The following is a 12,585-nucleotide window of genomic DNA, read 5'->3' on the forward strand; positions in this document are numbered from 1 at the left end:
GCGGTGGCTCTCGTCCTCGGACTGGTCATCGGCGCGTTCCTGAGTTCCGTCCTCCGCTCGATCGACGTCTTCGATCCGCCGCGCCGCGGCAAGGCCGCCCACGATGTGCCACACGCGGAGCAGGTGTTGTTCGCCGCCGACCGCGGGTTCCCGTCGGTCCGCACCGTGCTGCGTTCGCGCGCCGATGTCACCCAGTTCGCCGGTCGCTTCTTCGACGAGGACACCGCCGACGACATCACCGAAACCCTCTCCGTCCGCGACTTCACGGCCGAGGCCCTGATCGCCTTCGCCTGGGGCGCGGGCTGCGCGCCCGGTGACGGCGCGAAGCTGACCACCACCGGCAACACCGACTACTCCGTCCGCCTCACCGGCGCCGACAACCCGCCCGAGGAATGCGCCGCGCCCTGGGAGATCCTCGCCGTCTTCGCCCTCCCGAAGGCCGAGGTCCCCCCGGAAACCCGCCTCGGCGGGATGCGTCCCGACCCACCCGGGCCCGCCACCCGCGCCCATTTCGCCGCGGTCCCCGACCAGCCCGCACGCGGCATGGAGGTCTCCCAACCGGACCAGCTCGCCGCCTTCCTCGCCGGATTCGAGCCCGTCGCCGCCGACCGGGTGCGCTCGGCCGTGCGCAGCCGCGCCACCGCCGATCGCGCCTTCGCCTTCGTCCTGCTCGGCTGTCACAACGACGGCGCCTACCTGGTGCTGTCGCCGGAGCGGATGGAGCCGGTGCTGACCGCGACCGAACCGGTGGTCTGCGTGAAACCCGACCACTACGTCGCGGTGTTCACGGTCCCGGCCGAGTCCGTCCCGGCCGGCGCGACCATCGGCTGACGGCGTCAGCGGGCGGTCATCGGCGGCGGTTGCCAGTCACCGTCGATCGCCCGCTGGGTGGGCGCGTAGAGGCGGAGCGTGAGGGAGAAGTCGCCGGTGGCCGGGACCGGCAGCCAGTTGCCGGTGGGGACGGCGGGGCGCGGGTCCTCGTGCTGGAGCACGATGTCCACCGCGCCGTCCGGGCCGGGAACCGGCGGTGGGGCGTGGCCGACGGTGTAGATCTCGGCGGAGTTGCGGACGAGGAAGCCGTCCGGGTCGTAGGCGGTGAGGGAGGCGAAGGCATCGGTGGGCGGCCACTGGCCCGGGTCGAAGCGGATGCGATAGGCCAGGGGGCGGCCGGTGTCGTCGGTGGTCGGGGCCCAGAGTTCGGCGTAGAGGATGTCGTGGATCGGGGCCTGGCCGGGCGAGCGCATCGCGGTCGCGGCGCGGCGCAGGTAGTCGGTGCCGCTGGTGCCGCGGTCGACCGGGATCTCCCAGCCGTTGACATGCCGGGCCGTCGGGTCCGTCCATTCCGCGATCTGTCGACGCGCCCGGCGGACCGCTTCGTCGAGCACGTCCATCGACAGGGTGTCGACGTTCCCGCCGGGCCGCACGCCGATCTGGGCGAGTCGCTCCATCAGCGGTTCGTCCGCCGCGGCGGGGGAGTCGGTGACCATCAGCCTGCACAGCCGGTCCAGATAGGTGCGACCGTCGAGGGCGGCGATCCGCTTCACCGGCGGTTCGTTGCCCCGATCGATCTGATGGACCCGGCTGACCGTCCCGTCGTATTCGCGGCGCTGCCACGCGTCGGCGGGGATCAGCCGGATCCGCTCCTGCCAGTGGTTGACCCGCGGCCCGTCCGCCGCGCCGTTGATCTGGATGCGGCCGAGGATCGTGGCCATGTTCGACGGCATGTGCAGCTGGGTGGTGTGCGGCGGCACCGAGCCGGTCCAGTCCGGGCCGACGAGCACGTAGGTGTAGGGCGGGCCCTCGGCGTCGACGGTGGTGCGCGGCTGCTCGCGGGACAGGTCGTGCACGGTGTCGCCCCACCCGTCCAGCAGCTGGAACAGCCAGAACCGGTCGGGCTCCATGCCGGGCAGTTGCAGCACCAGCGGCTGGTCGGACAGGTCGAGCCAGGCCTGGGAATACACCATGTCGTGGCCGAGCCTGGCCACCCCGCGATCCAGCGGATCGGGCAGCACGCTGTGGTCGAAGGTGTTGGTCGGCGCGCTGGCGGCCCGCATCATGTCCAGCATGATCATCGGGTAACCGAAGACGTAGGCCTCGGCGGCGAGCGCGATCCGATCCGGCGGCCCGGTCGTGCGCGCCGGCGACGGCAGCGGCTCCCCACCGCCGCACCCCGGCAGCAACGCCCCCACCCCGGCGGCCACGCCGAGCCCGAGCACGCGCCGCCGACTCAGCCCACCGACATCACCCGCACGACCATCCACGCACCCCTCCATCCGAAGGCCCGAACAGCCAAGCTAACCCCGCCCCCACCACCCGCCCTCACACACCACGGGTGAAATCCGCAGCTCAGCCGAGGAGGGCTCGGTGCATGAGGTGGGTGGCTCTGGCTCGGGAGGCGCGGGGGTCGGCGGGGAAGGCCTGGCCGAGGTCGATGATCATGGCGAAGGCGGCGTGCACGAGGAAGCGGGCCTCAGCGGGGGAGAGGGCGGGGCGGACCTCGCGAACGAGGCGGGCCCATTCCTGGACGCTGAGGCGCTGGATGTTGCGCAGCACCGCGCGTTCCTCGGCGGGCACGTGCCCGAATTCGGCGTAGTAGACGACGGCGAGTGCGCGTTCGTCGAAGGTGTCGGTGACGAACTGGTCGATCAGCACGTCCAGCGCGGCGCTGCTGTCGGCAGTGCCGGCGACGGCGGGACCGATCGCGCCGGAGACGCGGTCGGCCGCGCGTCGGAAGGCGGCGGCGAGGATGTCGCTCTTGCCGCGATAGAAGCGGTACACCGCCGAGGCCGCCGACAACCCGGCCGCCGAGGCGATGTCCTCCACGCTGACGTTCGGGTAGCCGCGCTCGTGGAACAGCTCCACCGCTTTGCGCAGCAGCAGTTCGTGTTTGAACGACTCCGGGATCTCGACCTTGGTCGGCTGTTCGGAAGCCGTTGCCGCGGGCGGCAATCCGGGCTCGGCGAGCGCGAAACAGGCCGCGCTGAGCAGCCTGGTCAGCGTGCGAGCGGGCAGCGCCGCGTGGTGATCGGCGATGCTGGTGATCACGCCGAACATGGCTGTGGAGAGCACCCGCAGATCGGCCGCGGTGAGCTCGGGGCGCAGGACCGCCAGTTGTGTGTCGAGCGCGGCGAGGACCGCGGTGCGCTGCTCGTCGAGCACCTGCCGGTCGGCGGCCTCGAGGTAGCGGCCCTCCCAGCGCACCAGGGTGACGGTGGCGCGGTTCTCCACGGTCGCGCCGATCAGCCCGGTCAGCATGTGGCGCAACCGGTCCGCCGCGGCGGGCGTCGCCTCGGCCGAGACCGACACCGAGGCCGTGAACGCCTCGCCGACCCGCAGCAGCTCCTCCCGGAACAGCGCGTACTTGCTCGGATAGTGCCGGTACAGCGCCGCCGAGCTGATCCCCAGCCCGGCGGCGATGTCCTCCATGCTCACTCCGTGATATCCGGCGGCGCCGAACGCCATCGCCGAGGTGGCCGCGATCTGCGCACGCCGATTCTTCGGCCGCCGCCGCACACCGTCCTTCGCGCCGACAACCGATCCACGTGCTCCACGAGACTCGCCGACATTCATGCCCGAAGTGTATTAGCCCTTGTCGGTCGGGGTGATCCGGGCATACCAGTCGAGCAGGGCCGGGTCGTCGACGGCGCTGCGTTCGACGACGCGGGCGGGGTCGGCGCCCTGGAAGAGCTTCTTGATCGGGACTTCCAGCTTCTTGCCGGTGCGGGTGTGCGGAATGCCGGGGGCCTCGCGGATCTCGTCGGGGACGTGGCGCGGGGAGACCTCGGTGCGAATCGCGGTGCCGATGCGGGTCTTCAGGTCGTCGGTGAGTTCCGCGCCGGGGGCGAGGACGACGAACAGCGGCATCCAGTATCCGCCGTCGGGCTGTTCGGCGCCGATCACCAGGGCCTCGGCGATCTCCGGGAACTGCTCGACCACCTGGTAGATGTCGGCGCTGCCCATCCGGATGCCGTGCCGGTTGAGGGTGGAATCGGAGCGTCCGTGCACCACGACGCTGCCGCGCTCGGTGCGGGTGATCCAGTCACCGTGGCGCCACACGCCGGGGTAGGTGTCGAAATAGGCGTCGTGGTAGCGCTTTCCGTCCTCGTCGCGCCAGAAGCTGACGGGCATCGACGGCATCGGCTGGGTCACCACCAGTTCGCCCACTTCGCCGCGCACCCCCCGGCCCTGCTCGTCGTAGGCGTCGAGGGAGACCCCGAGGTATGGCGCGGACAGCTCGCCCGGCCAGACGGGGACGGTCGGCACGCCGCCGATGAACGCCGACACCACATCGGTGCCACCGCTGATCGAGCTCACCTGCACGTGCTCGCCCGCGTTCTCGTTCAGCCACAGCGCGCTCGACACCGGCAGCGCCGAGCCGGTGATGCCGACGGTGCGCAGGGCCGACAGATCGTGCTCGGCGCGCGGCACCGAACCGGCCTTGACGCACCCGAGCACGTAGCCGGGACTGGTGCCGAGGACGGTGGCGCGTACCTGGGCGGCCAGGCGCCACAGCGCGTCCGGGCCGCCCGCGGTCGGGCTGCCGTCGTAGGTGACGATCGTGGCGCCCGTCAGCAGGCCCGCGACCTGGAAGTTCCACATCATCCAGCTCGGGCTGGTGTACCAGAAGAAGGTGTCCTCGGGTCCGATATCGGACTGCAGCGCAACGGCTTTCAGATGCTCGAGCAGCACGCCGCCGTGCCCGTGCACGATGCCCTTGGGCAGCCCGGTGGTGCCGGAGGAGAACACGATCCACAGCGGATGATCGAACTCGACCGAGGTGGTGTCGATGATGCCGAGCCCCGGATCGCCCACGGCGTCCGACCACGCCAGGCTCTCGGGTACCTCGAGACCCAGCTGCGCGACGACGACGGTCGCGCGCAGCCCGGGCAGCCCCTCGCGCAGCGCGGCGATGTCGGCGCGCTTGTCGTGCTCCTTGCCGCCGAACCGGTAGCCGTCGGCGGTGACCAGCACGGCGGGTTCGAGCTGACCGAGCCGGTCCAGCGCCGCCTTGGCCGAGTAGTCCTGCCCGCAGGCGCTCCATACCGCGCCGATGCTCGCCGTGGCGAGGAAGGCGACGATGGCCTCGGGGATGTTGGGCAGATAGCCGATCACCCGGTCGCCCGCCTCCACGCCCTGTGCGCGCAGCGTGGCCGCGAAAGCGCCGACCTGCTCGATCAATTCGGCCCAGGAGATCTCCCGCGGCTCGGCGTCCTCGCCCAGCGCGATGACGGCGGGCCGATCGGGCCGCGCCTGCCGGATGATCTGGTCGACATAGTTCAGGCGGGTTCCGGGGAACCACTGCGCACCCGGCATCGATCGATCGCCGAGCACGCCGTCGGCGATCGGACCCAGCTCGAAGTACTCCCACAGCGCCTGCCAGAACGCGGCGATGTCGTCGACCGACCACTGCCACAGCGCCTGGTAGTCGGGATACTCCTGGCCGGTCCGTCCGCTGACGAAGGCGGCGAAGTCGGTGATCCGTGCCGACGCGATGTCCTGGGCGGTCGGTTCCCATTGCGGTTGCACCGGAGGTCCTCCTCGTACTGGGGTTGCGCGGGCCGGAACTGCCCGGGGAGATGATTACCCCGGTGCGCGAGCGGTACTCGGCCCACGCATCGGGGCGGTGCTCAGCCGGACAGCTCGGCCCGGCGGACGATCCGCTCCGCGTGCCGCAGCACCGGCGCGTCGACCATGCGGCCCTCGAACGCGAACACGCCCCGGTGGTTCGGCACCTCGGCGAGCACCCTTCGCGCCCAACCGATCTCGTCGGGATCGGGCGCGTAGGCCTCACGGATGACGGCCACCTGGCTCGGGTGGATGGCGACCTTGGCGTCGAAGCCGACGGCCACCGCGTCCAGGGTCTCCACCGCCAGCCCCTCCAGATTCTTGATGTCGAGGAACACCGAATCCAGGGCGAACCGGCCGAAGGCCTTGGCCGCCAGCAGACTCGTCGAGCGCACGTGCCTGGCGACATCGCGGTAGCCGCCGTCGGCGTGCCTGCTGGAGTTGCCGCCGAGCCCTGCGACCAGGTCCTCGGCGCCCCACATGACGCCGATGGCGTTCTCGGCGGCGACCGACTCGGCCACCCGCACCGCGCCGAGCGGCGACTCGACCAGCACGATCACCTCGTAGCCCGCGAGGCTGCGAACCTGTTCGGCCGATTCGCATTTGGGCAGCATCACCCGGCGATAGGCGGTCCGCGCGAGGGCGGTGAGATCGGCCGCGTACTCCTCGGTCTCGACCGCGTTCACCCGCACCACGGTGTGCCGTGGGTCGAGCGGGGTCTCGATCAGCGCCTCGCGCGCCGCGGCCTTGTCGCCCGCGGCGACGCCGTCCTCGAGGTCGAGGATCACCACGTCGGCCACGGCGGCGGCCTTGGCGAAGCGCTCCGGGCGGTCGGCCGGGCAGAACAGCCAGGCCGGTCCGGTCGGCTCCCACGGCGTGGCGCTGTCTCCGGTCATCGTCATGCGGGCGCCTTCCTGACCAGCGTCTGGCGGACCGCCTTCGCCACGATCACGCCGTCCTGGTTGCGGGCGGTGTGGGTCAGGCTGACGATGCCCTCGCCGGGGCGGCTCTTGGACTCGCGCTTGTCGGTGACCAGCGTTTCGGCGTACATCGTGTCGCCGTGGAACAGCGGCGCGGGCAGCGACATCTCGGAGAAGCCGAGATTGGCGACCAGCGTGCCCTGGGTGAGCTGGGCGACCGAGAGCCCGATCAGCGTCGACAGCGTGAACATCGAGTTCACCAGCCGCTGGTTGAACGGCGGCTGCGCGTCGGCGAAGTGCGCGTCCAGGTGCAGTGCCTGGGTGTTCATGGTCAGCGTGGTGAACAGGACGTTGTCGGCCTCGGTGATGGTACGGCCGGGCCGGTGCTCGTAGATCGTGCCGATCTCGAACTCCTCGAACCACAAGCCACGCTGGACGACTCTGCGTTCGGTCACAGACCCAGCTCCCTAGCGATCAGCATCAGCTGCACCTCCGTCGTGCCCTCACCGATTTCCAGGATCTTGCTGTCACGGTAGTGCCTGGACACCGGGTATTCGTTCATGAAGCCGTTGCCGCCGAAGATCTGGGTGGCGTCGCGCGCGTTGTCCATCGCGGCCTCGCTGGCGACCATCTTGGCGATGGAGGCGGCCTTCTTGAACGGCTTGCCCGCCAGCATCAGCGCGGCGGCGTCGTAGTAGGCGGTCCGGGCGACGTGGGCGCGCGCCTCCATCCTGGCGATCTTGAACGCGATGGCCTGATTGCGGCCGATGGCCTGCCCGAACGCCTGCCGCTCGTTGGCGTAGCGCACGCTCTCGTCCACACAGCCCTGTGCGGCGCCCACCGCGAGCGCGGCGATGGCGATGCGGCCCTCGTCGAGGATGCGCAGGAAGTTGGCGTAGCCGCGGCCACGCTCGCCGAGCAGGTTCTCCTTGGGCACCCGCACGTCGGTGAAGCTGAGCGGATGGGTGTCGGAGGCGTTCCAGCCGACCTTGTTGTAGGCAGGTTCGGCGACGAAACCGGGGGTGGAGGTCGGTACCAGGATGGTGGAGATCTCCTTCTTGCCGCCGGTCTGCCCGGTCACCGCCGTGACGGTGACCAGCCGGGTGATGTCGGTGCCGGAGTTGGTGATGAACTGCTTGGCGCCGTTGATCACCCAGCTCTCGCCGTCCTCGACCGCGGTGGTGCGGGTGCCGCCCGCGTCGCTGCCTGCGTCGGGTTCGGTGAGGCCGAAGCCCGCCAGCGCGCGCCCGCTGGTGAGCTGGGGCAGCCACTCGTTCTTCTGCTTGTCGTCGCCGAAGCGGTAGATCGGCATGGCGCCCAGCGAGACACCGGCCTCCAGGGTGATGGCCACGCTCTGGTCGACCTTGCCGAGCTCCTCGAGCGCCAGGCACAGGGCGAAGTAGTCGCCGCCCATGCCGCCGAACTCCTCCGGAAACGGCAGCCCGAACAGGCCCATGTCGGCCATACCCGCGACGACCTCGTACGGGAAGCTGTGCTCGGCATCGTGTTTCGCCGACACCGGCGCGACGACCTGCTGGGCGAAATCGCGCACGGTCAAGGCCAGCTGGCGGTATTCCTCCGGCAGCGAGCCGGTGGACAGGTAGTCGGTCATGCGGGGATTCCTTCGCGTTCGGTCGCCGCGGCGGCGGTGTCGGTGGGATGGGCGACGACGCGGACCAGCACCTGGTCCAGCGTCACCTGCGCACCCGGTTGCGCCAGCACCTCGACGGTGCCCGCGACGGGAGCGGTGAGCGTGTGCTCCATCTTCATGGCCTCGATGACGATCACCGGGTCGCCGACCTCGACGGTCGCGCCGACGGTGACCGGCGCGGCGATCACCGAACCCGGCATGGGACTGCGGATCTCGGCATCGCCGACGTGGGCGGCGTCGCCACGCACGCTCGCCTCGGCGAGTTCGCGCAGCACGGCGAGGCGGCCGTCGCCGCTGATCCACAGCTGACCGTCGGCCTCGGCCACGCGCAGCACGCGGCGCAGGCCGTCGACGGTGACGGCGAGGCCGTCGTCGAGCAGGGTGGCCGTGAGCGTGCTCGGCTCCGGCGACTCGGTCTCGTCGGCCAGCCACACGGTCGCGGATTCCGGTGTGCCCGTGATGAAGACGTGCCGCACCTGCTCGCCCGCCGCGAGGCGCAGGGCGGTCGGTGCCGGGCTGCCGAGCCGCCAGCCCGAGGGGATCGACCAGGGGTCGCCGCCGGTCGCGGGCCAGCGCCGCAGCCAGTGGTAGGTGGCGGCGGCGATGAAGTCCTCGTCGGTGACGGCGGCGGGGACGAAGTCGCCGACGCGGCGGTCGAGCAGGGCGGTGTCCAGGCGGCCCGCCTGCACGTCGTCGTCGGCGAGCAGGAAGCGCAGGAACTCGATATTGCTGGTGACGCCGAGCAGCACGGTCTGTTCCAGCGCGCGATCGAGCGCGGCCAGCGCGTCGGCGCGGGTGGTGCCGCGGGCGATCACCTTCGACAGCATCGGGTCGTAGTCGCTGCCGACCACCGTGCCCGCCGCGAGGCCCGAATCCACCCGGATGCCTTCGCCTTCCGGCTCCGACAGGGCCAGCACGGTGCCGCCGGTGGGCAGGAATCCGCGCCCCGGATCCTCGGCGTAGACGCGGGCCTCGATCGCGTGGCCGACCAGGTGGATCTCCTCCTGGCCGCGGGCCAGCTTCTGACCCGCGGCCACCCGCACCTGGCATTCCACCAGGTCGACGCCGGTGACCATCTCGGTCACCGGATGCTCCACCTGCAGCCGGGTGTTCATCTCCATGAAGAAGAACTCGTCGGGCCGGTCGGCGGAGACGATGAACTCCACCGTGCCCGCGCCCACGTAGTCGACGCTGCGCGCGGTGTTGCAGGCGGCGGTGCCGATCCTGGCCCTGGTCGCGGCGTCGAGCAGCGGCGAGGGGGCCTCCTCGATCACCTTCTGATGCCTGCGCTGCAAGCTGCATTCGCGCTCGCCGAGGTGCACCACATTGCCGTACTTGTCGGCCAGGACCTGCACCTCGATGTGGCGCGGCCGGGTGACGAAGCGTTCCAGGAACAGGGTGTCGTCGCCGAAGGCGGCCGCGGCCTCGCGGCGCGCGGAGACCAGGGCGGCGGGCAGATCCTCGGGCCGGTCGACCCGGCGCATGCCCTTGCCGCCGCCACCGGCCGACGGCTTCACCAGCACCGGGTAGCCGACTTCGGCTGCCGCGTCGATCAATTGGTCGTCGGTGAGGCCGGGCTCGGCGATGCCGGGCACCACCGGCACCCCGAACGCGGTGACGGTCTTCTTCGCGGTGATCTTGTCACCCATCACCTCGATCGCCTTGGCCGGCGGGCCGAGGAATACGATGCCAGCGTCGGCCAGGGCGGCGGCGAAGGCCGAATTCTCCGACAGGAAGCCGTAACCCGGATGCACGGCCTTGGCGCCGGAACGCACCGCCGCGTCGACGACCTTCTCGATCGACAGGTAGCTCTCGCGCGCGGGCGCCGGGCCGAGGCGCACGGCCACATCGGCCTCGCGCACGTGGCGGGCGTTCGCGTCGGCGTCGCTGTACACCGCGACGGAGCGAATGCCCATGGCGCGCAAGGTCTTGATGACCCGCACCGCGATCTCGCCGCGATTGGCGACCAGGACGGTGTCGAAGTCGACGGGGTGGGATTTGTTCAGCATGTCGCTCACATCCGGAAGACGCCGTAGGAAACGGGCTCGAGCGGCGCCTGGGCGCACACCGAGAGGGCAAGTCCGAGCGCGGTTCTGGTGTCGGTGGGCGCGATGACGCCGTCGTCCCAGATCCGCGCGGTCGCGTAGTACGGGTTGCCCTGGGTCTCGTACTGTTCGCGGATCGGGGCCTTGAAGGCCTCCTGGTCCTCCGCCGACCACGGCTTACCCGCGCTGTCGAGCTGATCGCCGCGCACGGTCGCCAGCACCGAGGCCGCCTGCTCGCCGCCCATCACCGAGATCCGCGCGTTCGGCCACATCCACAGGAAGCGCGGCGAATACGCGCGCCCGCACATGGAGTAGTTGCCCGCGCCGTAGGAGCCGCCGATCACCACGGTCAACTTCGGCACCCGGGCGCAGGCCACCGCGGTGACCATCTTGGCGCCGTGCTTGGCGATGCCGCCCGCCTCGTAGTCGCGCCCGACCATGAAGCCGGTGATGTTCTGCAGGAACAGCAGCGGGATCTTGCGCTTGTCGCACAGTTCGATGAAATGCGCGCCCTTCATGGCGGATTCGGCGAACAGCACGCCGTTGTTGGCGACGATGCCGACCGGATGCCCGTGGATGCGGGCGAACCCGGTGACCAGGGTCTTGCCGTACTCGGCCTTGAATTCGTGGAAGCCCGCCTCGCCGTCGACGATCCGGTCGATCACCTCGCGCACGTCGTAGGGGGTGCGCGGGTCGACCGGGACCACGTCGTAGAGCTCGTCCTCCGGCTTGGCGGGCGGCGTGCTCGGCAGTACCTCCCACGGCGCCTCGGGGCGTGGGCCGAGGGTGCCGACGATCTCGCGGACGATGCGCAGCGCGTCGCGATCGTCCTCGGCGAGGTGGTCGGTGACGCCGGAGGTGCGCGAGTGCAGCAGGCCGCCGCCGAGTTCCTCGGCCGTGACGACCTCACCGGTCGCCGCCTTCACCAGCGGCGGACCGCCGAGGAAGATGGTGCCCTGGTCGCGCACGATGACGGCCTCGTCGGCCATCGCGGGCACGTACGCGCCGCCCGCGGTGCACGAGCCCATCACCGCCGCGATCTGGGCGATGCCCTTGGCGCTCATGTTCGCCTGGTTGTAGAAGATGCGGCCGAAGTGCTCGCGATCGGGGAACACCTCGTCCTGGTGCGGCAGGAAGGCGCCGCCGGAGTCCACCAGGTACACGCAGGGCAGGTTGTTCTGCGCGGCCACTTCCTGGGCGCGCAGGTGCTTCTTCACCGAGATCGGGTAGTAGGTGCCGCCCTTGACCGTCGCGTCGTTGGCCAGCACCAGGCACTCGCGGCCCGCGATGCGGCCGATGCCCGCGATCACGCCCGCGCCGGGGCACTCGTCGCCGTACATGCCGTTGCCAGCCAGCGCGGACAGTTCGAGGAAGGGACTGCCGGGGTCGAGCAACTGGTCGACCCGCTCGCGCGGCAGCAGCTTGCCCCTGGCCACGTGCCGTTCGCGCGCCTTCTGCGGACCGCCGAGGGCCGTGGTCGCCAGCCGCTGTCGCAGCTCGCCGACCAGCGCCTCGTGCGCGGCCCGGTTGGTCGTCGCGGCCGCGGTGTCGTTGTCGAGGTCGTGCGTAACCGTCATCACGCCATCCTGCCATCCGGTTAATCGCCAATAACTGGAATTCAGGTTAATCTTGACTAACCGAGTTGTCCAGACCCGGATGAAAGGAGTCGAGGTGGCCACGGTCGAACCCGCCCCGGTGACCCGCCGGGAAGCGTTGAAAGCCCAGCGTCGCGAGCAGTTGCTCGACGCGGGCGCCCGGCTGATCGCCGACCGCGGATTCTTCGGCGTCCGCCTCGACGACCTCGGCGCCGCCGTCGGCATCAGCGGCCCCGCCGTCTACCGGCACTTCGCGAACAAGGAGGCGCTGCTGGTCGAACTGCTGGTCGGCGTCAGTGAGCGGCTGCTCGCAGGCGGCCGCGCGGTCGTGGCCGCGGCGCGCTCCGCCGAGGAAGCGCTCGAGGGCCTGGTGGACTTCCACCTCGACTTCGCCTTCGCCGACCCCGAACTCATCCGCATCCAGGACCGCGACCTCGACAACGTCCCCGCAACCGACCGCCGCACCCTGCGTCGCACCCAGCGCCAGTACGTCGAGATCTGGGTCCAGGTGCTGCGGGAGGTGCATCCCGGGCTGGCTGAGGAGACCGCTCGGATCCAGGCGCACGCGGCCTTCGGGCTGATCAACTCCACCCCGCACAGCGCGACGCCGGCGAGCGCCAGCAAAGCCCGGCCGGTCCTGCGTCGGATGGCATTGGCGGCACTGGCGCAGACGCCGTCGCGGAGGACTCGTGCCCGCATGTCTAAACAGCCTGCGTCGGAACCCATTCGTACCAGCGGCACTGTCTCCGATCTGATAGACGATCAGCGTCGCTGACGAGCCGTCCGGGTCGAACGTACCCTCTGGTGGC

At 70.8% G+C, this 12,585-nt stretch carries 10 protein-coding genes; 2 read left to right on the forward strand and 8 right to left on the reverse strand.

Translation table 11 applies throughout. The annotated features are described in order from the left end of the window. Window positions 1-3 precede the first annotated feature (3 nt). Entirely contained in the window at window positions 4-831 is an 828-nt protein-coding gene (locus AB0H56_RS02245) for a hypothetical protein (protein WP_357156222.1), read from the forward strand. Between the two features lie 5 nt (window positions 832-836). Here AB0H56_RS02245 and AB0H56_RS02250 read toward each other — a convergent pair whose 3' ends face one another. From AB0H56_RS02250 to AB0H56_RS02285, 8 genes are all read right to left on the reverse strand, one after another. Next, complete coding sequence (locus AB0H56_RS02250; RefSeq protein ID WP_357156224.1) at window positions 837-2,261, reverse strand: DUF1254 domain-containing protein; 1,425 nt, start codon at window positions 2,259-2,261, stop codon at window positions 837-839. An 85-nt stretch (window positions 2,262-2,346) separates the two neighbouring features. Further along, window positions 2,347-3,570, reverse strand: coding sequence for a TetR/AcrR family transcriptional regulator (locus tag AB0H56_RS02255; RefSeq protein ID WP_357156225.1), 1,224 nt, complete (start codon window positions 3,568-3,570; stop codon window positions 2,347-2,349). 12 nt (window positions 3,571-3,582) lie between these two features. Continuing rightward, window positions 3,583-5,526 (reverse strand): acetoacetate--CoA ligase, encoded by a 1,944-nt coding sequence (locus AB0H56_RS02260; RefSeq protein ID WP_357156226.1) that lies wholly within the window; start codon window positions 5,524-5,526, stop codon window positions 3,583-3,585. Between the two features lie 101 nt (window positions 5,527-5,627). Beyond that, entirely contained in the window at window positions 5,628-6,461 is an 834-nt protein-coding gene (locus tag AB0H56_RS02265; protein WP_357157814.1) for a CoA ester lyase, read from the reverse strand. A 2-nt stretch (window positions 6,462-6,463) separates the two neighbouring features. Further along, window positions 6,464-6,940 (reverse strand): MaoC family dehydratase, encoded by a 477-nt coding sequence (locus AB0H56_RS02270; RefSeq protein ID WP_357156228.1) that lies wholly within the window; start codon window positions 6,938-6,940, stop codon window positions 6,464-6,466. Further along, window positions 6,937-8,097 (reverse strand): acyl-CoA dehydrogenase family protein, encoded by a 1,161-nt coding sequence (locus AB0H56_RS02275; RefSeq protein WP_357156229.1) that lies wholly within the window; start codon window positions 8,095-8,097, stop codon window positions 6,937-6,939. The genes AB0H56_RS02270 and AB0H56_RS02275 overlap by 4 nt, the downstream gene beginning before the upstream one ends. Further along, window positions 8,094-10,145, reverse strand: a complete 2,052-nt coding sequence (locus tag AB0H56_RS02280) for a biotin carboxylase N-terminal domain-containing protein (RefSeq protein WP_357156231.1) — start codon at window positions 10,143-10,145, stop codon at window positions 8,094-8,096. Before AB0H56_RS02280 ends, AB0H56_RS02275 begins: the two co-directional genes overlap by 4 nt. Window positions 10,146-10,150: 5 nt before the next feature. Further along, a complete protein-coding gene (locus AB0H56_RS02285) occupies window positions 10,151-11,758 on the reverse strand; it encodes a carboxyl transferase domain-containing protein (RefSeq protein WP_357156233.1) in 1,608 nt (535 codons plus the stop codon). A gap of 79 nt (window positions 11,759-11,837) precedes the next feature. On the opposite strand from AB0H56_RS02285, the gene AB0H56_RS02290 reads away from it, so the two are divergent. Beyond that, complete coding sequence (locus AB0H56_RS02290; RefSeq protein ID WP_357156234.1) at window positions 11,838-12,551, forward strand: helix-turn-helix domain-containing protein; 714 nt, start codon at window positions 11,838-11,840, stop codon at window positions 12,549-12,551. The last annotated feature ends 34 nt before the right edge of the window (window positions 12,552-12,585 follow it).

The organism is Nocardia sp. NPDC050717, assembly GCF_040654275.1.
Lineage (GTDB): Bacteria > Actinomycetota > Actinomycetes > Mycobacteriales > Mycobacteriaceae > Nocardia.

Coding starts and splice junctions, on each gene's coding strand:
- AB0H56_RS02255 (WP_357156225.1), bottom strand. CDS start 3,570: ATGAATGTCGGCGAGTCTCGTGGAGCACGTGGATCGGTTGTCGGCGCG.
- AB0H56_RS02280 (WP_357156231.1), bottom strand. CDS start 10,145: ATGCTGAACAAATCCCACCCCGTCGACTTCGACACCGTCCTGGTCGCC.
- AB0H56_RS02275 (WP_357156229.1), bottom strand. CDS start 8,097: ATGACCGACTACCTGTCCACCGGCTCGCTGCCGGAGGAATACCGCCAG.
- AB0H56_RS02290 (WP_357156234.1), top strand. CDS start 11,838: ATGAAAGGAGTCGAGGTGGCCACGGTCGAACCCGCCCCGGTGACCCGC.
- AB0H56_RS02265 (WP_357157814.1), bottom strand. CDS start 6,461: ATGACCGGAGACAGCGCCACGCCGTGGGAGCCGACCGGACCGGCCTGG.
- AB0H56_RS02285 (WP_357156233.1), bottom strand. CDS start 11,758: ATGACGGTTACGCACGACCTCGACAACGACACCGCGGCCGCGACGACC.